The sequence below is a fragment of the Caballeronia sp. AZ7_KS35 genome, from assembly GCF_023631045.1.
Classification (GTDB): Bacteria; Pseudomonadota; Gammaproteobacteria; order Burkholderiales; family Burkholderiaceae; genus Caballeronia; species Caballeronia zhejiangensis.
Window position 1 is genome coordinate 87,866 of sequence record NZ_JALQDV010000032.1, and the last position, 23,073, is coordinate 110,938.

Consider the following 23,073-nt stretch of genomic DNA (forward strand, 5'->3'; position numbering starts at 1 on the left):
TGACGAGGTGAACGGAACCCACAATGTAGAGAACGCTGCATCGCTTGAATAATGAAAGCTGCTGCCGGGGCAATAACTTTCCGTTATCTTCTCGTTGTCCCTATGCCTGCCGAAACCATGCTGCCGAATGCCGATTCCATCGCCGCGCGCTTGCGGCTCAAGCAACTGCGCCTGCTGATCGCGCTCGACGATCATGGCTCGCTGCATCGCGCCGCCGACGAAATGGCGCTTACGCAGCCCGGCGCGACCAAGGCGCTGCGCGAGATCGAAGCGACGCTCGGCGCCACGCTCTTCACGCGTTCGGCGCAAGGCATTCAGCCGAACGAACTCGGGCGCTGCGTGATCCGCTATGCGCGGCTGATTCACATGGACGTCGCGCATTTACGCGAGGAAATGGCGGGCATTCTGCAAGGCACGGGCGGACGGCTCGCCATCGGCGCGATCACCGGCGCGGTGTCGGGCGTGCTCGTCGATGCACTCGCCCGACTGCGCGAGCGGCAGCCGGCGCTGACCATCGAAGTCGTCGAAGACACGAGCGCGCGCCTGCTCGCGCTGCTGGATCAAGGCAGGCTCGACGTCGCGATCTGCCGTGCGAGCGTCGCGCGTCAGCCGGATCATTACCACTACGTCGAGTTGCGCGACGAACCGCTCGCGATCGTCGCGGGCGTCTCCCATGCGCTCGTCGATGCACCGCGCGTCGAGTTGAGCGAACTCGCTTCGAGCCGATGGATCGTCTATCCGGCCATCATGCCGATCCGCAGCCTCTACGAGCGCGAGTTCAAGGAAGCGGGGCTGCCGCTGCCCTTGCATCCGATCGAAACGGCATCGACCATCACGACCGTCCTGCTGCTGCAGCGCGATCCGACGCTCGTCGCGATGATGCCGCTCGACATGGCGACGTTTCTCGCCGGACACGGACTCGCGAAGCGGCTTGCCATCGCGGTGCGTTCGCGCACGGAGCCGTATGGCGTCGTGACCAGAAAAGGCGCGGCATTGCCGGCGCCCGCGCGGCTCATCATCGAGGAACTGACGCGCGAAAAAAACGCGGACGGGTGATGTGCCCGTCCGCGTTTTCGGCTTCGACTGCCACGCCGCTTACGACACCAGCTCGGCGTTCAACGTGATCTTCGCGTTGCCCGCAAACAGCTTCGACACCGGACAGCCCTCTTTCGCGGCCTGCGCAGCCTTGTCGAAAGCGGCTTTGTCGGCGCCGGGAATCTTCGCCTTGAGATCGAGCTGGCAGGCGGTGATCGTGAAGCCGTCGCCGTCTTTATCGAGCGTCACGGTCGACTTGGTTTCGAGGCTCTCGGCCTTCATGCCGGCCAGCTCGAGTTGCAGCGAGAGCGCCATCGTGAAGCAGCCCGCGTGCGCCGCGCCGATCAGCTCTTCCGGATTGGTGCCCGGACCTTCCTCGAAGCGCGACTTGAAGCCGTACGGCGCCTCGTTGAGCACGCCGGTCTGCGTCGAGATGAAACCCTTGCCGTCCTTGATGCCGCCGCTCCATTTTGCCGATGCTGTCTTTTGCACGAGAGTTCTCCAGAAGATGAATTGGAACCGACGATTCGCACGCGCCGTGCCCGAACGGCGCCCTTCGATAGCCCGAGCGCTTGCATCGTAGCCGATCGCTCGAGCGGGTGCAGGGAGCCTGCGCATTGGACTATCATCGCCCGTTCGCGTTTAACACAACACCACATCACATGGGTCCACCTACCGAACGCATCACCGAAGACCGCACGCCGCCCGATCACGTCGATGTCGTCGTCGTGGGCGGCGGCGTCATCGGCATCAGCACGGCGCGCGCGCTCGCCGAAAAAGGCTTGTCGGTCGCCGTGTGCGAAAAGGGCTATATCGCCGGCGAGCAATCGAGCCGCAACTGGGGATGGTGCCGCGCGACGCATCGCGACCTGCGCGAACTCGAACTGAGCCTCGAAAGCCTCAAGCTCTGGCGGCGCATCGATGCGGAACTGGGCATCGACACCGGCTTTCGCGAATGCGGCATTCTCTACGCCGCCGACGATGCCAAAGCCCTCGCCGATCACGAAGCATGGCTCGCGCGCGCCGTCGCGCTCGTCGGCCGCGACGCGCTCGATTCGCGTATCACGTCGCCCGACGAAACCGGCGCGTTGATGTCCGGCACGTCGCGACGCTTCGCGGGCGGCATCTACACACCGAGCGATGGCCGCGCGGAACCGCAACGCGCCGTGCCCGCCATGGCCGCAGCGCTGCGCGAACGCGGCGTGAAAGTGCTCACGCCCTGTGCGGTGCGCGGCATCGAAACGAGCGGCGGCGCGATACACGGCGTGGTCACGGAACACGGACGCATCCGCTGTTCGAGCGTGGTCATCGCGGGCGGCGCGTGGACGCGCTATTTCGCGGGCAGTCTCGGCGTAGATGTGCCGCAACTCATGGTGCGTTCGTCGGTCATGCGCACCGCGCCGCTCGACGGCGGACCCGACGTCAGCGCGTGCAATCAGGAAATGGGCTATCGCAAGCGTCTGGACGGCGGCTACACCATCGCGAATGCGTTTCACAGCTATCACGACATCACGCCCGACAGCTTTCGGCTCCTCGTCAAATTCCTGCCCGCGCTCAGGAGCCAGATCGGTTCGATCAAGCTCGGACTCAACGCGCGCTTCTTCGAGGAACTTCGACGCCCGCGCCGCTGGCCGCTCGACCGGCCGACCGTCTTCGAAACCGCGCGCACGCTCGATCCGGTGCCGGTCGAATCGTTCAACGAAGCGGCGGTCACGGAGTTCCGCAAGCTCTTTCCGGCGCTGAATCGATTGCGCATCCAACAAGCGTGGGCGGGCTATATCGACGTGACGCCAGATGCCGTGCCGGTCATCTCCCGCGTGGATGGCAAACCGGGGCTTTTCATCGCGACGGGTTTCTCGGGGCACGGTTTCGGCATCGGTCCGGGCGCGGGCCGACTGATGGCGGATATCGTCGCGAACGACGCACCGATCGTCGATCCCCGCGCGTTTCGCCTGTCGCGCTTCTTCGACGGCAGCAAGATCGAGCTCGACGGCGGATTCTGATGCGTCGCGCGACCGCGCGTCGGCGGCGCGCACGCGCTAACATACCGGTTTTGCGGACGTCGCCGGAAACGCGGCGTTCGCCCGGTTCAGTCAAACGGCGCAAACACGCGCCGTTCGTTTTTGAGGCTCACATGGCATCCACGTCAGTTCTTTATATCGACGTCTGGTCGGACTTCGTGTGTCCGTTCTGCTATCTCGAGACGCCCGTGCTCGACCAGTTCCGCAACGCATACGGCGATGCGGTCGAGATTCGCTGGCACGCGTTCGAATTGCGTCCGGAGCCGACGCCGCTCGTCGATCCGAACAGCGAGCAGATCGTCGAATCGTGGGAGAAATCGGTGCGTCCGCTCGCGGAAGAACGCGGCGTGACGATGCGTATGCCGCCGGTCGCGCCGCGCAGCCGCAAGGCATTCGAGACGGCGATGTTCGCGCGCGAATCCGGCCGTTACGATCTCGTGCATCGGGCGATTTTCAAGGCGTATTTCGAGGAAGGCATCGATATCGGCGATACCGACGCGCTGCTCGACATCGCGGCGACCTGCGGCGTCGATCCCGAACTGCTCGAGGAAGCGCTCGATGACGGCACCTACACCGATCTCGTGATCGAAGACGAAGAGTTCGCGAAGAAGCTCGGCGTGACGGGCGTGCCGTTCGCTGTGCTGTCGCGCGAGCCCGCGCCCGGCCAGGAACCGCCGCCGCCGATCGCGCTGCGCGGCGCCGCGCCGATTCAGCATTTCGAGGCTGCGGTCGAGCGGCTCTTTCCCGACGGCTTTCCGGGCGCCTGAAGCGCGTCGAGGCCGCTTAGCTGTGCTCGGCCATGAACGATTTCAGCGCGATCCGCTGCGACGGTTCGAGCGTTTCGAACTCGAGCCCGTACGCCGCGCTGCCATCGGCAGGTTCGGTCGCGCCGACATGGCGCACGATCGCGATGGTCTCGATCTTCACCTCGACGCCATCGGTCCTGAACTGAAATGAAAGTTGCAGACGCTCGCCCATGTGCGCGACCGGATTCGCGACGGTCAGCGACATGCCGTACGGACTGATGTCGCTCACGCGGCCCAGTTGCAGGGCGCTCTGCGGCGCCCCGACGGCCGCGAAATGCGCCGCGAGACGAGTCGGCATCCGCGCGAACTTGCGCGTGCGCAATCGGCGGATCGCGCCCGGCGCCGATAGCACCGCGTAATTGAACGGCTCGCGGCAGGTGGCATCGACGGTGCAGGCGAAGCGGAACACGCCCCGCCCCGTCAGCGCGACCAGATCGACCTGCTCGCCCAGCGTCAGAACGAGCGGATCGAATCCCGCCATCAAAGGCTGCGTCACGAAGAGCGAACGCTCGCCATTGCGGCGCGGCGTCGAAAAGCCGATCACGCGGCTCGCGTACATGGCAGAACCCGTGCCGCCCGTGCCGCGCAAGCCGACCCGCGCGCCGATCGTGAGACCGATGTCCTCCAGCGTCAGCGGCCCGTCCTTCGCGAACTCTTCCTCGGGCGCGCTCGGCGCTGCCGCCTGAATCGCACGATTCGGCTCGAAGTGCCGGAACATGAATTCGAGCGCCGCGCCGTCCGGCACGACGGCGCCGGCGTCGAACAACATCGCGCCATCTGCGGCGACGATCGGCCATTCGAGCGGCGTGCCAAGCGGAATCTCGGACGGTTCGAGACGCGCCAGCGACTGGCGCGCATCTGCGACGGTTTCTTCGGTCATCTTATCGGACGATTCTTAGGTGTTTTCCGCAATCGTCGTGCTTGCCGGGGTTGCCGTCAAGTGCTGTATGGCAAGTTTTACGTTAGCGTACTGATATTTTTACCGCGCGATGGATTTTCTACCGGGCCAGGCGTCGGCATGAGTTTATGCGCACAAAGTTTCGCTCCGACTCATGTTCAGCGAACCGTAGCGCCCGATTCGGCCGAATGAGGAACGGGTTTTTGCGGCGAATTCGTCACGCTTTCGATGGCAGCCAGCACTTGCGGCACGTCGGGAGGTGCGCCCTCTTCGCCGATCGACACCGACCGTCCGGGATCATTCACGCCGAAATGCTCTCGCGAGGTCGCGGCAAACAACATCACGGTGCGGCGCTGCAAGGCGTGCGCGAGATGCACGAGCCCGGTATCCGCGCCGACAACGAGTTCAGACGCCTGAATCCAGTGCGCGCATTCCACGACCGACAGCTTCGGCAGCACGGTCGCACCCGGCACGAGCGCGGCGATGGCTCGCGCCTCGTCCTGCTCGCGCTCCGTTCCCCACGGCAGCGCGATCGAATAACCGCGCGCGGTCAGCCAGCGGCCGACTTCGCCCCAATGCGACTGCGGCCACTTCTTCACGTCCGCCGACGTCGCATGAAACAGCATCGCGATGCGCGCGTCGCGCGGAATGTTCAGCTCGCGGGTGGGCGCGGGCAGGCGGATGTTGAAGTCGGGCGGGTCTTCCAGACGATAGCCGAGCGCATCCGCGACGCTCACGCGCATGCCGCGCCAGGCATCGGTGAGCGGACGCGGACCGAAGCGCGCGTTGTACGCGAAAGCCGCGCCGCGCTCGCCGAGATCCTGATTCAGATACCCGTAACGCCGCCGTCCGCGCGCGATGAACGCGATGATCGCGCTCTTGTAGACACCGTGAATATCGACGATCACGTCGTATTTTTCGGCGCGCAACTCACCGATCGACGCGCCGATCTCCTTCAGATCGTTCCAGCTGCGCGCCTTCTTGAACTTGCGCAAGGGCGCGCTCAGCACGCGATCGACGCCGGGATTCCAGCGGATGATATCGGCGAAGGCGGCGTCCGCGGCCCAGTCGATTTTGGCGGAAGGAAACGCGCGCCGCAGATCGGCAACGACGGGTAGCGTCTCGACGATATCGCCGAGAGACGTGACTTTGACGATCAGAATTCGCTTCATGAACGGGACGAGAATGTTCCGGTGCGAGTCGCGGCCAGCGGCAATGCTGGGCCGAACCCGGAAAACCAGCGATTCTAATGAATTTGAGACGAACGCGATGTCAGCGTTTGTAAGGACTATCCGGAAACGGACGCTGCGACGGCTTCAGAATAGACCAATTCACAGCGTCCGGTTGCCGCGACGCGCGCCCGTCGATCAGAGCGAACGCGTCGAGAACGTGTCGCACTGGGCGACATCGCCCGATGACATGCCGCGCCGCAGCCAACGCTGGCGTTGCGCGCTCGTCCCGTGCGTGAACGCCTCGGGCACGACGCGACCTTGCGATTGCTGTTGCAGACGGTCATCGCCGATCGCGGCCGCCGCGTTCAAGCCTTGCTCGAAATCGCCCGGCTCGATCAGCTTCGCGTTCTCGCGCTGCGCGACCGCGGCCCAGACGCCCGCGAAGCAATCCGCCTGCAACTCGACGCGCACCGACAGCGCGTTCGCCTGCTCGCGCGACATTTGCGAGCGCGCCTGATCGACCTTGTTCATGATGCCGAGCACGTTCTGAACGTGATGCCCGACTTCATGCGCGATCACATACGCCTGCGCGAAATCGCCACTCGCGCCGAAGCGGTCGCGCAACTCGCGATAGAACGAAAGATCGATGTACACCTTGCGGTCGTTCGGGCAATAGAACGGGCCCATGGCTGCCTGCCCGGTGCCGCACGCGGTTTGCGTGGCGCCGGAAAACATCACGAGCCGCGGCGCCGGATAGTCCTGATTGAACTGCGCGCGAAAGATGTGCTGCCACGTCTGTTCCGTGTTGCCGAGCACGCGGCGCACGAACACGGCGCCGGGATCGTTGGCCGGTTGCGCATTGGACGGTGCGGCCTGCTGTTGCGGCGCGTTGCCATGCAGAACTTGCGCGCCGTTGATGATCGTCATCGGATTGATGCCGAAGAAATACGACGCCGCGAGCGCCACGACGATCGTCCCGATGCCGATCGATCCGCCGCCCATTCGAAAACCGCCCCCGCCGCGCCGGTCCTCTACATTCTGACTTTCCTGCTGGTCATCGAGGCGCATGATGCTTCTCCTTCCTACGCGCACGTCGCGCGTGTCAAAAGCGATTATGGTAACCGCGCCTGTCGCACGTCCCGTGCCGCGACAACGTAAAAGTTCTTTCTGAACCGATCAAAACCGGCGCCTCTTGCGCGCGGCGATTCCAGTGCGGTCGATTGTCGCGAAAACGCGTGCGCGATCTTGCCGCGGTGCACTATATCTCCATCTCGAAATCATCGAGAAATCAATCCGATAGCGGTGCTAAACCCTTGAAACTGCGGCATTTGCGCGCAATGACAATTCACTGACGCAGCGCAACACCCGTCTCGAAACAGAGCTAAGCTCCGGCCCGTCGCACGTCTCGATCAGCACAGGACACAACCGCTCCCGACTGCGGGCGCGCGTGAATTTCAAGGCACAAGTCATCATGCATTCGACTCCCGAAGCACTCGATCTGGCCCGAATCCAGTTCGCGTTCACCGTCTCGTTCCACATCATCTTTCCGGCGCTTTCCATCGGGCTCGCGAGTTTCATCGCCGTGCTCGAAGGCGCGTGGCTCAAAACCGGCAAGCCGGTCTACAAGGAGCTGTGTCTCTTCTGGTCGAAAGTCTTTGCCGTCGCGTTCGGCATGGGCGTCGTGTCGGGCGTCGTCATGGCGTACGAATTCGGCACCAACTGGGGCGGCTTTTCGAGCTTCGCCGGTCCGATCACCGGGCCGCTGCTCACCTATGAAGTGATGACCGCGTTCTTCCTCGAAGCGGGCTTCCTCGGCATCATGCTGTTCGGCTGGAACAAGGTCGGCCCGAAGGCGCACTTCGGCGCAACGCTGATGGTCGCCATCGGCACGCTCATCTCCACCTTCTGGATTCTCGCCTCGAATAGCTGGATGCAGACGCCGCAGGGCTTTCGCATCGAAGGCGATCATGTCGTGCCGGTCGACTGGTGGGCGATCATCTTCAATCCGTCGTTTCCGTACCGGCTCGCGCATATGGCGATTGCGGCGTTCATCGTGGCGGCGCTCGTCGTGGCCGCGACCGGCGCGTGGCATCTGCTGAAAGGCCGGCGCGATCCGGCCATCAAGAAGATGTTTTCGATGTCGCTCTGGCTGCTGCTCGCCCTGACGCCGATTCAGGCGCTCGTCGGCGACGCGCACGGCCTCAACACGCGCGAACATCAGCCGGCGAAGATCGCGGCGATCGAAGGCATCTGGGAAACGGAGAAAGGCGGCACCGCGCTCAATCTCTTCGGCATTCCCGACATGGAAGCCGAAACGACGAAATACGCCGTGCAGATTCCGCATCTCGGCAGCCTGATCCTCACGCATAGCTGGGACGGCGAGATTCGCGGCCTGAAGGAATTCCCGAAGGAAGATCGTCCGAACTCGACGCTCGTGTTCTGGAGCTTCCGCGTGATGGCCGGACTCGGCGTGCTGATGATCGTGATGTCGTTCGCGGCGTGGTGGCTGCATCGCAGGCGCAAGCTGTTCGAGGCGCGCTGGTTCCATCGCTTTGCACTTGCGATGGGTCCAAGCGGATTCATCACGCTGCTCGCGGGCTGGGTCACGACCGAAGCCGGACGCCAGCCTTGGGTCGTGTACGGCGTGATGCGTACTGCCGATGCCGTCTCGCCGGTCACGGCGCAGCAAGTCGGCGTGTCGCTGCTCGCGTTCGTGATCGTCTACACGATCGTCTTCGGCACGGGCATCTACTACTTGCTGAAGCTGCTGCGTCACGGCCCCGCGTTGCCGGGCGCGTCGACGCAGCCGTCGGACGGCAGCGCGCGGCGTCCGCTCAGCCTTCCGAATCAGTCCATCGAAGGAGCTTAAGAACATGGACCTCACACTCGCCTGGGCCGCGATCATCGCGTTCGGCCTGTTCCTTTACGTCGTGCTCGACGGCTTCGACCTCGGCATCGGCATTCTCTTCCCGTTCTTTCCGGATCAGCACGATCGCGACGTGATGATGAACACCGTCGCGCCCGTCTGGGACGGCAACGAAACGTGGCTCGTGCTCGGCGGCGCGGGATTGTTCGCCGCGTTCCCGATGGTTTATTCGACCGTGCTGTCCGCGCTGTATCTGCCGCTCGTGCTGATGCTCGTGTGCCTGATTTTCCGCGGCGTGTCGTTCGAAATCCGCGCGAAGGCGCAGCGCACGAAGCATATGTGGGATCTGGCGTTCATCGGTGGATCGGCGGGCGCGACGTTCTTTCAGGGCGTGGCGCTCGGCGCGTTTCTCGACGGCATTCCGGTCGCCGACGGCCGTTTTTCCGGCGATGCCTTCGGCTGGTTCACGCCCTTCTCGATCTTCACGGGCGGCGCGCTGGTCGTCACTTATGCGCTGCTCGGCGCGTGCTGGCTGATCGCGAAAACGGAAGGCGATCTGCAGCGGCGGATGTATCGCGTCGTGTGGCCGCTGACCGTTCTGCAACTCGCGACGATCGCGGTCGTCAGCATCTGGACGCCGTTGCAAGACGCGGGCATCGCGTCGCGCTGGTTCGATTCGCCGTGGTTCTATCGCATGTTGCCGGTGCCCGTGCTGGTCGCGGTTTGCGCGTGGGCGATGCGCCGCTCGATCGCATCGCGTCACGAGAAGCGGCCGTTTGCCGTCGCGCTCGGCTTCGTGTTTCTCGGCTACTCGGGTCTGGTGCTGAGCGTGTCGCCGCACGAGATTTTCCCCGGCGTTTCGATCTGGGATGCGGCCGCGCCCCGTTCGAGCCAGCTCTTCACGATCGTCGGCGCGGCGGTGATTCTGCCTGTGATCGTCGCTTACACGACGCTAGGCTATTGGATCTTCAGAGGAAAGGTGCGTCATGGCGAACATCACTACCATTGAGCGCGCGCGCAAGGTGTTCTGGTTCGTCGCGTTGTGGATGGCGGGCGTCGGCGGCGCGATGCTGCTCGCGCTGCCGTTCAAGTTGCTGATCAAGGCGGGCGCGGCGATTCATTGAGGCGCCGCGCGCGTTCAGAACACCGCCGCCGCAATCACCCCGCCAACGATCCCGAACACCACGACCGACGCGGCCACGAACGCGAGCACGCGCGGCGGAAACGACCGCGCGAGCATCGCGAGCGACGGCACGCTGACGGGCGGCAAGGTCATCAAGAGCGCGCCGGCCGGTCCCGTCGCCATGCCGAGCGAAAGCATCGCCTGAATGATGGGCACTTCGCCGGCGGTCGGAATCACGAAGAGCGTGCCCGCGACGGCAAACGCCGCGATCCACCACATGCCGTTGCCGATATCCGGACCGATGTGCGGAAAGAGCCAGGCGCGCGCCGCGCCAAGCAGCAGCACGAGCACGATGTATTCGGGCACGAGCCGCAACGTCATGCGTCCGAGAATTTTGATCCAGCGCGAAAACGCCGTGCCCGGCTCGTCCTCTTCGATCAGCTTGGCAAGCGCCTGACGCGACGACGCCGCCTGCGCCGGCGTCACCATCCGGTTGATCGCGTAGCCGAGGCCGAACACCATCAATACGCCGAGCACGAGCCGCAAACCGGTCCACTGCCAGCCGAGCACGAAGCCCATGAAAACCAGCGCCGCCGGATTGAGCACGGTATTGCCGAGCCAGAACGCGACGGCCGCGCCCGGCGCCGCTTCGCGCGCACGCAGCCCCGCGACGACGGGCGCGGCGCAACACGTGCACATCATGCCGGGCAAGGACATCAACCCGCCGTTCACGACGCTGCCGAAGTTGTGCTCGCCCAGCGCCCGCGCGACCCAGCGCGGCGGAATCAGCGCCTGCACCGCGGAGCCGAGCAGAAGGCCGAGCACCATCGCCTGCCAGATGGCTTTGCCGTAGGCGATCGCGTAGTCGAGCGCGGCTTGCCACGACGGCTCCGGCGCGCTCGCCGACGTGCCCATCAGAATGGATTTGCCGATCGAATGCTGGCTCGCCGCGACGAACGCGCGGTTGTAGTACGGAAACCATTTCACGTAGAACAGGCCCACGACGGCGATCAGCAGGAATACCAGCCAGCCGCGTGCGACGCGAGGTTGTGAAAACGTGGTCATATCTTTTTCTTTCGAGTGATGAGGTTGAATCAGAGCGCGGGCGTCGTCTCGGCGAGCCGGGCGAGCAAGGCTTTCGCCTGATCGACGCTGTCCGCGTCGTTCGGACGGAACAGCACGTGCGCCGCATGCGGCAGCTTCGTATAGAGCGCCTGGCTGCTGCGTCCATACGCCGGATCGTAATGACGGTCGATCAGTTCGGCGAAAAGCTCCGCGCGTGCGTTGTCATCGATCAGCCGATGCCAGTGCGCGACGCGCTCCCGGCTATGCAGCGCGACGAGCTTCGACAATTGCGCCTTGAAAAACGCGGGATCGTCGAAAAGATGCGCGTAATCCTGCAGCAAGAACGCGATGCGGTCCTCGCGCCGCGCCTCGACTTCCACGCACGATGCCGCGTGCAGATTGTCGAGGATGGCGTCGGGCATCGTGATCGATCCGATGCGCCGCCCTTCCGCTTCGACAAAAACCGGTTTCGCCGGATCGAAGCCCGAAAGCGTCTTCAGGAGCGCCGAATCGAACGCTTTTTGCGTCGGCTGCGGGCGTCCCGGCAGCGCGCCGAGCAAGGAACCGCGATGCGCGGCGAGTCCTTCGAGATCGAGCGTCTGCGCGCCCGCCGCGTCGAGCGCCTTCAGCAGCCGCGTCTTGCCGCTGCCCGTATGGCCGATCAGCGCGACATAGCGAAAACGTCCGGGCAGCGTGCCGAGCCGCTCGATCACGTCGCGCCGATAGCTCTTGTAGCCGCCGTCGAGTTGCCGGGCCTGCCAGCCGATCATGTTGAGCCACGTCGTCATCGAGCCGGAGCGCTTGCCGCCGCGCCAGCAATAGACGAGCGGACGCCAGTTGCGCGGCTTGTCGGCGAAGATCGTGTCGAGATGCATCGCGATATTGCGCGCGACCATCGCCGCGCCGACGCGCGTCGCCTCGAACGGCGAGACCTGCTTGTACATCGTCCCGACGATCACGCGCTCTTCGTTGCTGAGCACGGGCGCGTTGATCGCGCCGGGAATGTGATCCTCGGCGAATTCGAGCGGTGTGCGGACGTCGACGATTTCATCGAACTCGCTCAGGCGATCGATGGGAACGAGCAGGTTTTTCACGGGCTTGCGGGCGGGTTTTGGCTGAATCGAGCGAAAAATTATCGCATGCGGGCGGATTTCGGCCCGGACGCGCTTTTTTTGACCGACGCGCGATGCCCGCGAAAGCGGCTAAAGTGCATGAATCGATGCTTCCGAGAGGAAAGCGATGAGCTTTCACGAGACGATTGGCGCGCGCCGCTACCGCTTCGACGATCTGAAGACGCTGCTCGCGCGCGCCAGCCCGCGGCGCTCCGGCGACGAACTCGCGGGCATCGCGGCCGCCACCGAGGAAGAACGCGTGGCCGCGAAAATCGCGCTCGCGCAGTTGCCGCTCGCCGCGTTTCTCGACGAGCCGCTCATTCCCTACGAGGACGACGAAGTCACGCGCCTCATCGTCGATACGCATTCGCGCGAAGCGTTCGCGCCGATCGCGCACCTGACGGTCGGCGAATTCCGCGAGTGGCTGCTCGCCGATACCACCGACACCGCCGCGCTCGAACGCATCACGATGGGCGTGACGCCGGAGATGGCCGCCGCCGTTTCCAAGCTGATGCGCAATCAGGATCTGATCCTCGCTGCCAGAAAACGCCCGGTCGTCACGCGCTTTCGCACGACGATCGGCCTGCCGGGGCATCTCTCGGTGCGCCTGCAGCCGAATCATCCGACCGACGATCCGAAGGGCATCGCCGCATCGATGCTCGACGGCCTGTTGTACGGCTGCGGCGATGCCGTCATCGGCGTGAATCCCGCATCGGATTCGCCCGCCGCCATCGGCAAGCTGCTCGCGATGATGGACGATTTCCGTCAGCGCTACGACGTGCCGATGCAGTCGTGCATCCTCACGCACGTCACCAACACGCTCGCCGCCATCGAGCAAGGCGCGCCCGTCGATCTCGTGTTCCAGTCCGTCGCGGGCACGGAGCGCGCGAACGCGAGCTTCGGCGTGTCGCTCGCGTTGCTGGAGGAAGCGCGCGACGCGGCGCTCTCGCTCAAACGCGGGACCGTCGGCGATAACGTCATGTACTTCGAGACGGGGCAAGGCAGCGCGCTGTCGGCGAACGCGCATCACGGCGTCGATCAGCAGACCTGCGAAGCGCGCGCGTACGCGGTCGCGCGCCGCTTCCAACCGCTTCTGACGAACACGGTGGTCGGCTTCATCGGCCCGGAATATCTCTATGACGGACGGCAGATCATCCGCGCGGGACTCGAAGACCACTTCTGCGGCAAGCTGCTCGGCGTACCGATGGGCTGCGACATCTGCTACACGAATCACGCCGAAGCCGATCAGGACGACATGGACACGCTCCTCACGCTGCTCGGCGTGGCGAACGTCAACTTCATCATGGGCGTGCCGGGCGCGGACGACGTGATGCTCAACTATCAAAGCACGTCGTTCCATGACGCGCTCTATATCCGCCGCGCGCTGAACCTGAAACGCGCGCCGGAATTCGAAGCGTGGCTCGCGAAGATGCGCGTCACCGATGGCCGCGGCAATCTGCTCGCCGCGCCCACGCAACCTTTGCTCGACTGGATCGACTCATGACGAACGCCGATGCCTGGGACGCGCTGCGGCGCTTCACCAACGCGCGCATCGCGCTCGGCCGCGCGGGCAGCAGCCTGCCGACCGCGCCCTTGCTCGCATTCGAACTCGCGCATGCGCAGGCGCGCGACGCGGTGCATCAGCCGCTCGATACCGTCGCGTTGCGCGAAGCCGTTCGCGCCGCCGGCTTCGATACGCTCGATGCGCAAAGCGCCGCGCCGGATCGCGATCGCTATCTGCGTCGGCCGGATCTGGGCCGCGTGCTGAACGATGAAAGCGCGCAACGGCTTGCAGCGCACGCATCCGAAAGCGATATCGTTTTCGTCGCCGCCGATGGCTTGTCGGCCTTCGCCGCGCAACGTCACGTCGCGCCCTTGCTCGCGACATTGCGTGCGCGGCTCGACGGCTGGAACGTCGGTCCCGTCGTGATCGCGACGCAGGCGCGCGTCGCCCTCGGCGATCGCATCGGTGAGCTTTTGCGGGCGCAGATCGTCGTCGTAATGATCGGCGAACGGCCGGGGCTCAGTTCGCCCGACAGCCTCAGTCTTTACGTGACCTACGCGCCGCGCGCCGGACGCAACGACGCCGAGCGCAACTGCATATCGAATGTGCGGCCCGAAGGACTCGACTACGAAATCGCCGCATTCAAGCTGATGTGGCTGCTGAACGAAGCGCGCCGCCTGAAGCTCACCGGCGTCGGGCTGAAGGATCACAGCGGCGCGTTGCCCGCGTCCGACGCGAAATTGCCAGCCGATTAAACGCGCAACTTCCGATACAGCGTCGTGCGCGATATGCCGAGCGCGCGCGCCGTCGCGGATACATTGCCGCCGTGCGCCTTGAGCGCGGCGCTCACCGCGCTCGCTTCGATGTCGACAAGACGCGCGACGTTCGCGGGCGGCGTTGCGTTATCGAATTTGGGCTGTTCGCCGAGTTCATCGACGAAATCGTGCGGAAGATGTTCGATGCGGATATGCGTGTCGTGATCGTCGAGCATCGCGGACGCCGTGCGCAGGACATTGCTCAACTGCCGTATGTTGCCCGGCCACGGATGACGCGCGAAGAGCGCGAGCACGTCGTCGTCGACGTACACGACGCGCCCGGCGAAACGCTCGTGCCGCAGAATCTTGTCGACGACCGCGCGCAGGTCGGAGCGCGCGGCAAGCGGCGGCAGCGTCACCGAAAGACCGTTGATCCGGTAATACAAATCTTCGCGGAATTCGCCCTGCGCGACGCGCTCGCGCAGCTTGCGATTGCTCGCGCAGACGAGCATGAAATCGACCGGCACCGCGCGCGCGGCGCCGAGCGGCTCGACGACGCGTTCCTGCAGCACGCGCAGCAGACGGCTTTGCATCGCGAGCGGCATGTCGCCGATTTCATCGAGAAAGAGCGTGCCGCCGTTCGCCTGCACGATCTTGCCGATCGCGCCGCGCTTCGCCGCGCCCGTGAACGCGCCCTGCGCATAGCCGAAAAGCTCCGATTCGATCAGCGTCTCCGGCAGCGATGCGCAGTTCACCGCAACGAACGGCCCCGCGCGGCGCGGCGAATCGTCGTGGATCGCGCGCGCGAGCATTTCCTTGCCCGCGCCCGTTTCACCGCCGATCAGAATCGGTATGTTCTTGCCAATGACCTTGCGCACGCGCGCGACGATGTCGTTCATCTGCGCATCGCCGGTACAGAGATCGGCGAGGCTCGAACCGGCGCGCTCGCGTGTGGGGATCGTGCTCGTCGTGCTCGGGACGCTCGACATGTTCCGCGCGTGAAAATCGACGCTCGCGAACACCGCGACGCCGCTAGGCAGTTCGAGCCGGCAAGGCGCATCGCCCGCGCGCGCGATGAGTTCATCGACGCGCTCGCCGAACAGCGCATCGAGCGTCTGCGAACGCAAAGCGCCGAGTTCGAGACCGAGCTGAAACTGCGCGCTGCGGTTCGCGCAGAGCAGGCGCCCGTCGAGATCGAATACGGCGATGCCTTCCATCAACGTGCCGATGAACTCGGGCCGGCTATGGAAACGGATGCGCAGGCCGTCGCTGAAGCCGCTCGCGATCAGTCGGTTCTCGATCATCTGCGCGGACATTTTCACGAGCGCCATCGTGTGCTGGTGATAGCCGCGTCGGTCGCCGGTGACATCGAGCACGCCGGAGAGATTGCCGTGCGGATCGAGGATCGGCACGCTGGAACACGTCAGAAAGTGATTGGCGCGCAGGTAGTGCTGGTCGCCGTGCACGGTGACGGCCGTGCGCTCGGCGATCGTCGTGCCGATCGCGTTCGTGCCCTGATGCTCCTCGCTCCAGAGCGCGCCCGCGCGCAGCGCGACTTTTTCGGCGCGCGCGAGGAAGTCGTCGTCGCCGAGTGAATGCAGGATCAATCCGCTCGCGTCGGTGAGCGCGATCATGCTGTGCGTATTGGCGATCTGCGCGTACAGCGTTTCCATCACCGGCAGCGCGTGAGCGAAGAGCGCACGGCTTTCATCGAGCTTGACGGCGAGCTCCGTGCCCGACAGCACGGCGTAATCCGGGCGCATCGTCTCGCACAGCCCGAACGTGGCCGAGCGCTCGTGCGAATGACGAATGACGTCGCGTTGCGCCGACTGCAAGGCCGCGCCGATGGCATGCTGCATCGCCTCCTCCTTTTCGATTCACGGTCGCGTGAACGTCTTCTCGGGGCAATGTAACACCGTCGCCGCACGCGGGTCGATGCGAGGAACCACGCGGTACGGCGCCCGGCGCTTTCCCGCGCTACAGCACGAGCGAGCCCGCCGAAATCGCGACGACGAGGAATATGACGAACAGAATCAGGAAGATGAAGAAGCAGATCTTCGCGATGCCCGCCGCACCCGACGATACGCGCGTAAAGCCGAAGAATCCGGCGACGACAGAAATGATCGCGAAAAGAATGGCGAGCTTGAGCATGGCAGATCCGATTTTTGTGTTGTGTTCGGTGACTGTTTGCAAGACCTGTGCCTCGGTTCTTCGCGGGCGGTGCTTATCGGAGTCGGCGGCAAAATCAGACCGTTAGTTGCAATGAAAGCGCGATAAAAAAGCGGGCAGTTCGACTGCCCGCTTCGAAGAGATCACCGTATGCCGCGCGCCCGATTGTCGGCTGCGGCGACCGTCGCGGGTGCGGCGGCGGCCGTCGCCGGGACAGGCTGACGGGTGCCGAGCCAGTTCGAGATCCGCTGATGCACATGCGGCACGGCAAGTAGCGCGCCGATCGCGATGGCGTCGGCGGCGAGTCCGGCAGGCACGTTGATGAGGCCATCGGTCAACGTGAACAGGATCGAATCGACGACGAGCGAAATCACCGTTCCCGCCACGAATGACACCATGCCCGCGCGTCCCAATGCGCCGACCCACGGCAGGCGCGTCGCCACCGCCTTGACGACGCCGTAGCGCGCCAGATTCGCCGCGATCCACGCGATGGCGAGGAAATTCACGACGCGCGGACCAGCAAGGTCGCGCTTGAAGGCGCTGTCCAGCACCGGCGGCAGCACGAGCAGCTTGTAGTACGCCATGCCGGCGATCAGCGCCACGGCGCCCGCGCTCACGATCCAGCCGAAGCGGTTCGCGCTCACGCGTTGATAGATCGGCTGGCAGCGCGCCAGCACGCCGAGCACGAACATCAACTGCCAGGCGGCGGGATTGAAGTCCCACAGATTGTCGTCGACGGACGGCATGAATTCGCCGATCTGCGCCGCGAACGCCCACACCGCGAGGCTTAGACCGAGCAGCAGCCAAGGCTTGCTGCGCGCGAGCGGCAGCATGAGCGGCACGGCGAGTGCGAAGAGCGCGTACATCGGCAGGACGGCCGAGAGATAAGGCTGGCGCTCGAATGTGAGAATTTCCGCGATCGAGGAAACCGGCTGCGACATCAGCGTGTCCAGATCATGCAGCGCGAGATTCGGCGCGTGGCCAAAAAAGGGCCGCAGCAGGAACGATGCGACGAGCATCAGCGCCGCCGTGACGAGAAACGCCCGATAAAGCTCGAACGCGCGTTTCACGAAGCGCCTGCGCGCCGCGCTTTCCGAGCGGCGCTCCGCGAGCGACGCGTAGGCCGTCGCCGTGGCGAAGCCGCCGAGGAACACGAAGACTTCGGCGGCGTCATTGAGCGCGAAGGCATGCAGCGTGAAACGCGACACCATGCTGCCGCCGATATGATCGACGACGATGATCAGCAGTACCAGTCCCCGGAAGAAGTCCAGCTCGACGAGACGTTTTGATTTTTGCTGCATGCGGCTTGCTCAGTGTCCTTGCGGCGACAGTTAAACACGGCCGCGAACACGCGGCGCGAAAGCATTGGAGTTTACCCGTATTTGCGGCAGTGCATCACGCGAACAGATGCAAATAAGCGTTTCAAATCCGATATTTGTCGGTTTGAACAACATCTCGCGTCGGGGATTGTCACCGGCTGGTTTCGATCAGGCGCAAGCTTTCAAGTTCATTTCATTTTTCCCGCCGAACAGGCTAATATCTCGCCCTCATCTCGAACGCTCCCGAACCATGGACTATCTCGTTGCCCTTCTCGCCGATCCCGCCGCCTGGGCCGCACTCGCGACGCTCGTCGTCATGGAAGTCGTGCTCGGCATCGACAACCTGATCTTCATTTCGATCCTGACCAACAAGCTGCCCGCGGCGCACCGCGAACGCACGCAGCGCATCGGCATCGCGCTCGCGCTCGTGATGCGGCTCGGCCTGCTCGGCACGGTCGCGCTGATCGTCCGCCTCACCACGCCGATCTTCGAAGCGTTCGGGCACGGCTTTTCCTGGCGCGACCTGATTCTCATCGCGGGCGGCGTGTTTCTCGTCTGGAAGGCGACGACGGAAATCCGCCATCACGTCACGCACGACGCCGACGAACACGCCGGCCCCGCGTCGGGCAAGAGCCTGACGCCGCTGTCGGCGATCGGCCAGATCCTGCTGCTCGATCTCGTGTTTTCCATCGACAGCATCGTGACGGCGGTCGGCATGACCGAGCACATTCCGATCATGTTCGTCGCGGTGATCGCCGCCGTCACCGTGATGCTGTTCGCGGCCGGTCCGCTGTCGCGCTTCATCGAGCGCAATCCGACGATCGTCATGCTCGCGCTCGGCTTCCTGCTCGTGATCGGGATGACGCTGATCGCCGAAGGCTTCGGAACACACGTGCCGAAGGGCTACATCTATGCGGCGATGGCGTTCTCGGCGCTGGTCGAGGGCCTGAACATGCTCGCGCGGCGCGCCAAGGGACGCGTTCGCGAGTAGCGCGCGCGGGCGGACGTTCGCTAAAGTTTCGGCGCCATCCGGCCGATATCGGACGGATGAGCACCCAACCCGCTTCCATCGAACGCGCGCCCGGTCGGCGCTGGCTCAACGGCTCGCGCGTGAGCGCTTATTGCGCGACGATCCTCGTCGTGCTCCAGTGTTACGGGCTCGTTCTCGCCGTGCGCAGTGCCGTCGCGGAGAAAGGTCATCCGGCCGGCTGGGACTTTCTGACGTTCTGGTCGGCTGCGCGCCTCGCGCTCGCGGGGCATCCGCTCGACGCCTATTCGGCGGACGCGATCAAGCACGTCGCGCAGCAACTGGGGCCGCACATCATCCTGCCGGGGCCGTGGTTCTATCCGCCGAACTTTCTGCTGCTGGTGCAGCCGTTCGGCTTGCTGTCGGCGCCGCTTGCCTACGCGCTGTTCGCTTCGATTTCGTCGGTCGTCTTCGTGCTGCTGGCCCGCCGCGCGCTGCCGATCCCCGACATGATCATGTGGATCGTCGCGTTTCCCGGCATCTGGCTCAACGCGGCCCAGGGACAGAATGCCGCGCTCACCGCGAGTCTCGCGCTCGCCGCATTTCTCTCGATGCCAAAACGGCCGATGCTCGCGGGCGTCTTCATCGGCCTGCTTTCGATCAAGCCGCATCTGGCCATCCTGTTTCCGCTCGCGCTGGCGTGCGCGGGCATGTGGACGACCTTCATCGCCGCCGCGCTGACGACGATCCTGTTCACCACGGTTTCGGTCGCCGTCTTCGGCCTCGACATCCTGCCGGTCTTTCTCCACGGACTGCACGATGCCAACGGTTTCACCGCGAGCGGCAGTCTTCCTTGGTTTCAGATGGCGAGCCTCTTCGCGAGCCTGCGCATGGCGCACGTCGCGACCGGTCCCGCCTATGTCGCGCAGGCGTGTCAGGCGATCGTGGCGATCTGCGCCGTCGCGTGGGTATGGCGCAATGCGAAAGGACTGGAAGTTCGCGCGACGGCGCTCGTCGCCGCGACGTTCATGATCAGCCCCTACATCTATAACTACGACGGCGTGTGGCTCGGCATCCCGCTGGCACTCATCGCCGCGCGCGCGCTGCGCGACGGATGGCTGCGCGGCGAGCCCGCGATCCTGTTTTTCGCGTGGATCTATCCGCAGTTGGGAAATCAGTTGGCCAAGGACTGCGGCGTAGGTGTAGGACCGCTGGTTTTCGCGTTGCTGATTTTCGTGGCGGTGCGGCGCGCGCGTCTCGAAGCCGCGGGCGCCGATCCGTCGCGTTAGAGCGCGTCAGAAAGGCAGTTCGCGCTGCGGATTGTCGGGCGCGGGCTGGTTCGACGCCGCCGGCAGCGGTTGCGCGCGCAGCCAGCGTTCGATGGCATCGACGACATGTTGGCGCTCGGCGTCGTCGAGCGCTTTTCCCGCCGCGATGCCGTGCCATTTCGCGAGACACGAGCGGCAGCACGTCGCCGTCGCGTGCTGCGCGATGAACACAGGATGCCCGCGAAACGGTGTCTGCTTGCCGTCGTTCAGCGGCGCTTGCGGCGCAAGCCGCTTGCCGATCAGCTCATGCGCCTGCGCCACGACCGTGTCGACGCCCTTCTCCCTTAAAACTTTCCCCTCACGCACGCCGAGCGCGAAACGGCGCCGGAATGCCGATTTCGCGAGCGCATCGAAGACGGCGTCGAGGTCGCGCATCGCGTCATCGATCCTTCGCGTAGAGCGTGGACTCCGCGAAGCCGTCGGCGGCCAGCACGCGTCCGACGAGAATCATCGCCGTGCGTTCCATGCCCGCCTCGCGCACTTTCGGCGCGATGTTCGCGAGCGTCCCTTCGACGCGCGTCTCGTCCGGCCAGCTCGCGCGAAACACGACCGCGACGGGACACTCCGCGCCGTAATGCGGCACGAGCTCCGCGACGATGCGCTCGATATGCCGCACGCCCAAATGAATCGCGAGCGTCGCGCGATGACGCGCGAGATCGGCGAGGCTCTCGCCTTCGGGCATCGACGTCTTCGTCGCGTAGCGCGTGAAGATCACGGTCTGCGAGATGCCGGGCAGCGTCAGTTCGCGCTTCAGCGCCGCCGCCGATGCCGCCGTCGCCGTGACACCCGGCACCACTTCGTAGGGAATCGCGAGCGCGTCGAGCCGGCGAATCTGCTCGCCGATCGCGCCGTACAGCGACGGATCGCCCGAATGCACGCGCGCCACGTCGTGCCCGTTCGCGTGCGCTTCCTGCAGGAGCGCGACGATCGCGTCGAGATCGAGCTCGGCCGTGTCGATGCATTTCAGCGCGCGATGTCCGTCGAGGACTTGCGTCGGCACGAGCGAGCCGGCGTAGAGAATCACGGGACATGCGCGGATCAGCCGCTGCCCCTTTACTGTGATGAGTTCGGGATCGCCCGGTCCGGCGCCGATGAAATAAACGGTCATGGTCTGGTGAGCCAGTGTTGAAGCGCGTCGCGGGCGCTGGCGGCGTCGTCGAAAATGCGGTCGGCGTCGGGAAGCGCGGGCCGCGTGAGCATGACGACGGCGATACCGCGTTCCCGCGCGACCGCGAGCTTCGCCTCGGTCGCCCGCCCGCCGCTGTTCTTGCTGACGACGACATCGATACGCGCCGCGTCGAACAAGGCGCGCTCGCCGGCGAGATCGAACGGACCGCGCGCATCGACAATGCTCGCGCGCGCGTTGCCCGGATGCGCGTCGAGACAGCGAATCGTCCAGTGCTGCGACGCGGGAATGTCGTGCAGATGCGCGAGCGCCTCGCGCCCGAGCGTGAAAAGCGGCCGATGAAACGGCGCGATGCATTCGACGATCTCGCGCCAGTCCGACGCCTCGCGCCAGTCGTCGCCCGCCTGCGGCTGCCATACGGGACGGCGCACCGCCCAGAGCGGCACGTCGGCGAGCGCGCAGGCATCGAACGCGTGGCGGCTCATCTGCGCGGCATAGGGATGCGTCGCATCGACGACGAGCGTGATGTGCTCGTCGCGCAGATATCGCACGAGCCCGTCGATGCCGCCGAAACCGCCGACGCGCACCGTGCACGCCAGATCGCCCGGCACGCGCCCGAGGCCCGCGAGACTGTAGACGTGCGTCGCAGGAAGCGCACGCGCGATCGCGAGCGCATCGCCGGTGCCGCCGAGCAGCAGCACGCGCGTCATGCCGCGCTCCCGACGATATTGCCCCGCCGGTCGATCGCGAAGGTCTCGACTTCGATGCCTGGCGGCAGCACGTCGAGCGCGACATCGCGCGCGCGTCGGCAGACGATATCGCCGAGCGCGATGCCTTCCGCGCGTGCGAGCTTGAGCGCTTCCTGACTCGTGTTGGCCGCGCGCATCGACGCCAGCAGTTCGGCGTTCGCGCCCGCATCGGCGGCCCAGACGGCGAGCAGCGGCAAGTCGATGCTCGAACTGCGGCTGTGCAGATCCATATGCCCCGCCGCGAGCTTGGACAGCTTGCCGAAGCCGCCGCACAGGCTCAGCTTGTCGACGCTCGCGCGGCGCAAATGCTTGAGCACCGCGCCCACGAAATCGCCCATTTCGATCAATGCGATGTCGGGCAGGCCGTAGCGCGCGCGCATCGCGTCCTCGCTCTGGTTGCCGGTGCACGCGGCGATATGCCGATACCCGTTCGCCCGCGCCACATCGATGCCCTGATGAATCGACGCGATGTACGCCGAGCACGAAAACGGTCTGACGATGCCGGTCGTGCCGAGTATCGACAATCCGCCGACGATGCCGAGGCGCGGATTCATCGTCTTCTGCGCGAGCGCTTCGCCGTTCTCCACGCCGATGGTCACGTCGAAACCGCCGCGATAGCCGACGCTTTTTGCGAGCGCGTCGAGATGCTCGGTCATCATCTTGCGCGGCATCGGATTGATCGCCGGTTCGCCGACGGCGAGCGCGAGGCCCGCGCGCGTCACCGTGCCGACGCCCGCGCCCGCATGAAAGCGCACGCCCGGTTCCTCCGACAGTCGCACGCGCGCGAACACGAGCGCACCGTGCGTGACGTCGGGATCGTCGCCCGCATCCTTGATGACGCCGGCTTCGGCGGCGGCGCTTTCATCGGGTAAACGGCGGCAGAACGAAAGCATCATCGTCACGCGCTGGCCCTTCGGCAGGACGATCTCCGCGCGCTCGCTCGTCTCACCGAGCAGCAAGAGGCGCGCGGCCGCGAGACTCGTCGCGGTCGCGCAGCTTCCTGTCGTGTAGCCGCTGCGCAGCGGCGCGGCTTTCTCCGGCGTCTCTTCACGCATGAC

23 protein-coding genes are annotated in these 23,073 nt (G+C 65.1%); 10 read left to right on the top strand and 13 right to left on the bottom strand.

The genetic code is table 11. The features are described 5' to 3' along the window. The first annotated feature begins 117 nt into the window (after window positions 1–117). Complete coding sequence (locus NCT05_RS20150) at window positions 118–1,056, top strand: LysR family transcriptional regulator (RefSeq protein ID WP_008353151.1); 939 nt, start codon at window positions 118–120, stop codon at window positions 1,054–1,056. Between the two features lie 39 nt (window positions 1,057–1,095). Here NCT05_RS20150 and NCT05_RS20155 read toward each other — a convergent pair whose 3' ends face one another. Beyond that, window positions 1,096–1,527, bottom strand: a complete 432-nt coding sequence (locus NCT05_RS20155; RefSeq protein WP_008353150.1) for an OsmC family protein — start codon at window positions 1,525–1,527, stop codon at window positions 1,096–1,098. Between the two features lie 170 nt (window positions 1,528–1,697). On the opposite strand from NCT05_RS20155, the gene NCT05_RS20160 reads away from it, so the two are divergent. Both NCT05_RS20160 and NCT05_RS20165 read left to right on the top strand, forming a co-directional pair. Beyond that, window positions 1,698–3,038: an NAD(P)/FAD-dependent oxidoreductase gene (locus NCT05_RS20160; protein WP_250503026.1), complete on the top strand. Its 1,341-nt coding sequence runs from the start codon at window positions 1,698–1,700 to the stop codon at window positions 3,036–3,038. 131 nt (window positions 3,039–3,169) lie between these two features. Then, window positions 3,170–3,823 carry a DsbA family oxidoreductase gene (locus tag NCT05_RS20165; RefSeq protein ID WP_033537055.1) on the top strand — a complete coding sequence of 218 codons (654 nt, stop codon included), beginning with the start codon at window positions 3,170–3,172 and terminating at the stop codon, window positions 3,821–3,823. Between the two features lie 16 nt (window positions 3,824–3,839). Here the strand turns inward: NCT05_RS20165 and NCT05_RS20170 are convergent, their stop codons facing one another. The 3 genes from NCT05_RS20170 to ypfJ all read right to left on the bottom strand — a co-directional run bounded on the left by NCT05_RS20170 (window position 3,840) and on the right by ypfJ (window position 7,000). Next, the gene (locus NCT05_RS20170) at window positions 3,840–4,742 is read right to left on the bottom strand and encodes a flagellar brake protein (protein WP_250503027.1); all 903 of its coding nucleotides are present in this window, start codon (window positions 4,740–4,742) and stop codon (window positions 3,840–3,842) included. Between the two features lie 176 nt (window positions 4,743–4,918). Further along, window positions 4,919–5,932 (bottom strand): lipopolysaccharide heptosyltransferase I, encoded by a 1,014-nt coding sequence (gene waaC / locus NCT05_RS20175; RefSeq protein ID WP_008353143.1) that lies wholly within the window; start codon window positions 5,930–5,932, stop codon window positions 4,919–4,921. 195 nt (window positions 5,933–6,127) lie between these two features. Next, entirely contained in the window at window positions 6,128–7,000 is an 873-nt protein-coding gene (gene ypfJ / locus NCT05_RS20180; protein ID WP_175979423.1) for a KPN_02809 family neutral zinc metallopeptidase, read from the bottom strand. 403 nt (window positions 7,001–7,403) lie between these two features. On the opposite strand from ypfJ, the gene NCT05_RS20185 reads away from it, so the two are divergent. Genes NCT05_RS20185 through NCT05_RS20195 form a run of 3 tightly spaced genes read left to right on the top strand, consistent with a single transcriptional unit; the run spans window position 7,404 to window position 9,922 of the window. Then, complete coding sequence (locus NCT05_RS20185) at window positions 7,404–8,801, top strand: cytochrome ubiquinol oxidase subunit I (RefSeq protein ID WP_175979424.1); 1,398 nt, start codon at window positions 7,404–7,406, stop codon at window positions 8,799–8,801. 4 nt (window positions 8,802–8,805) lie between these two features. Further along, window positions 8,806–9,807: a cytochrome d ubiquinol oxidase subunit II gene (gene cydB, locus NCT05_RS20190; protein ID WP_250503028.1), complete on the top strand. Its 1,002-nt coding sequence runs from the start codon at window positions 8,806–8,808 to the stop codon at window positions 9,805–9,807. Then, window positions 9,785–9,922 (top strand): hypothetical protein, encoded by a 138-nt coding sequence (locus NCT05_RS20195; RefSeq protein WP_167357759.1) that lies wholly within the window; start codon window positions 9,785–9,787, stop codon window positions 9,920–9,922. The genes cydB and NCT05_RS20195 overlap by 23 nt, the downstream gene beginning before the upstream one ends. Before the next feature lie 14 nt (window positions 9,923–9,936). Here NCT05_RS20195 and NCT05_RS20200 read toward each other — a convergent pair whose 3' ends face one another. Further along, a complete protein-coding gene (locus NCT05_RS20200; protein ID WP_008353139.1) occupies window positions 9,937–10,986 on the bottom strand; it encodes a permease in 1,050 nt (349 codons plus the stop codon). A 29-nt stretch (window positions 10,987–11,015) separates the two neighbouring features. Then, window positions 11,016–12,080 carry a tRNA 2-selenouridine(34) synthase MnmH gene (gene mnmH / locus NCT05_RS20205; protein WP_008353138.1) on the bottom strand — a complete coding sequence of 355 codons (1,065 nt, stop codon included), beginning with the start codon at window positions 12,078–12,080 and terminating at the stop codon, window positions 11,016–11,018. Window positions 12,081–12,225: 145 nt separating this feature from the next. On the opposite strand from mnmH, the gene NCT05_RS20210 reads away from it, so the two are divergent. Together NCT05_RS20210 and eutC are read left to right on the top strand one after the other, a co-directional pair. Then, window positions 12,226–13,602, top strand: a complete 1,377-nt coding sequence (locus NCT05_RS20210; protein WP_250440660.1) for an ethanolamine ammonia-lyase subunit EutB — start codon at window positions 12,226–12,228, stop codon at window positions 13,600–13,602. Beyond that, entirely contained in the window at window positions 13,599–14,357 is a 759-nt protein-coding gene (gene eutC / locus NCT05_RS20215; protein WP_250503029.1) for an ethanolamine ammonia-lyase subunit EutC, read from the top strand. Before NCT05_RS20210 ends, eutC begins: the two co-directional genes overlap by 4 nt. On the opposite strand, the gene NCT05_RS20220 is transcribed toward eutC, so the two are convergent. The 3 genes from NCT05_RS20220 to NCT05_RS20230 form a co-directional block, all read right to left on the bottom strand. Further along, complete coding sequence (locus NCT05_RS20220; protein ID WP_250503030.1) at window positions 14,354–16,216, bottom strand: sigma-54-dependent Fis family transcriptional regulator; 1,863 nt, start codon at window positions 16,214–16,216, stop codon at window positions 14,354–14,356. The genes eutC and NCT05_RS20220 overlap by 4 nt on opposite strands. 118 nt (window positions 16,217–16,334) lie before the next feature. Next, window positions 16,335–16,508: a DUF1328 domain-containing protein gene (locus NCT05_RS20225; protein ID WP_008353131.1), complete on the bottom strand. Its 174-nt coding sequence runs from the start codon at window positions 16,506–16,508 to the stop codon at window positions 16,335–16,337. A 161-nt stretch (window positions 16,509–16,669) separates the two neighbouring features. Then, a complete protein-coding gene (locus tag NCT05_RS20230; protein WP_250503031.1) occupies window positions 16,670–17,827 on the bottom strand; it encodes an OpgC domain-containing protein in 1,158 nt (385 codons plus the stop codon). A gap of 268 nt (window positions 17,828–18,095) precedes the next feature. Between NCT05_RS20230 and NCT05_RS20235 the strand changes: the two genes are divergently transcribed. Further along, window positions 18,096–18,836, top strand: coding sequence for a TerC family protein (locus tag NCT05_RS20235; protein WP_008353127.1), 741 nt, complete (start codon window positions 18,096–18,098; stop codon window positions 18,834–18,836). 56 nt (window positions 18,837–18,892) lie between these two features. Continuing rightward, a complete protein-coding gene (locus tag NCT05_RS20240; protein WP_250503032.1) occupies window positions 18,893–20,101 on the top strand; it encodes a glycosyltransferase family 87 protein in 1,209 nt (402 codons plus the stop codon). A 6-nt stretch (window positions 20,102–20,107) separates the two neighbouring features. Here NCT05_RS20240 and NCT05_RS20245 read toward each other — a convergent pair whose 3' ends face one another. From NCT05_RS20245 to NCT05_RS20260, 4 genes are read right to left on the bottom strand one after another with little or no spacing between them, the layout of a single operon-like run. Continuing rightward, window positions 20,108–20,515, bottom strand: a complete 408-nt coding sequence (locus NCT05_RS20245) for a DUF4186 domain-containing protein (protein WP_008353123.1) — start codon at window positions 20,513–20,515, stop codon at window positions 20,108–20,110. A gap of 4 nt (window positions 20,516–20,519) precedes the next feature. Next, entirely contained in the window at window positions 20,520–21,248 is a 729-nt protein-coding gene (gene cobM / locus NCT05_RS20250; protein ID WP_250503033.1) for a precorrin-4 C(11)-methyltransferase, read from the bottom strand. Then, window positions 21,245–21,976, bottom strand: coding sequence for a cobalt-precorrin-6A reductase (locus NCT05_RS20255; protein ID WP_250503034.1), 732 nt, complete (start codon window positions 21,974–21,976; stop codon window positions 21,245–21,247). Before NCT05_RS20255 ends, cobM begins: the two co-directional genes overlap by 4 nt. After that, window positions 21,973–23,070, bottom strand: a complete 1,098-nt coding sequence (locus NCT05_RS20260) for a cobalt-precorrin-5B (C(1))-methyltransferase (RefSeq protein ID WP_250503035.1) — start codon at window positions 23,068–23,070, stop codon at window positions 21,973–21,975. Before NCT05_RS20260 ends, NCT05_RS20255 begins: the two co-directional genes overlap by 4 nt. Window positions 23,071–23,073: the final 3 nt, after the last annotated feature.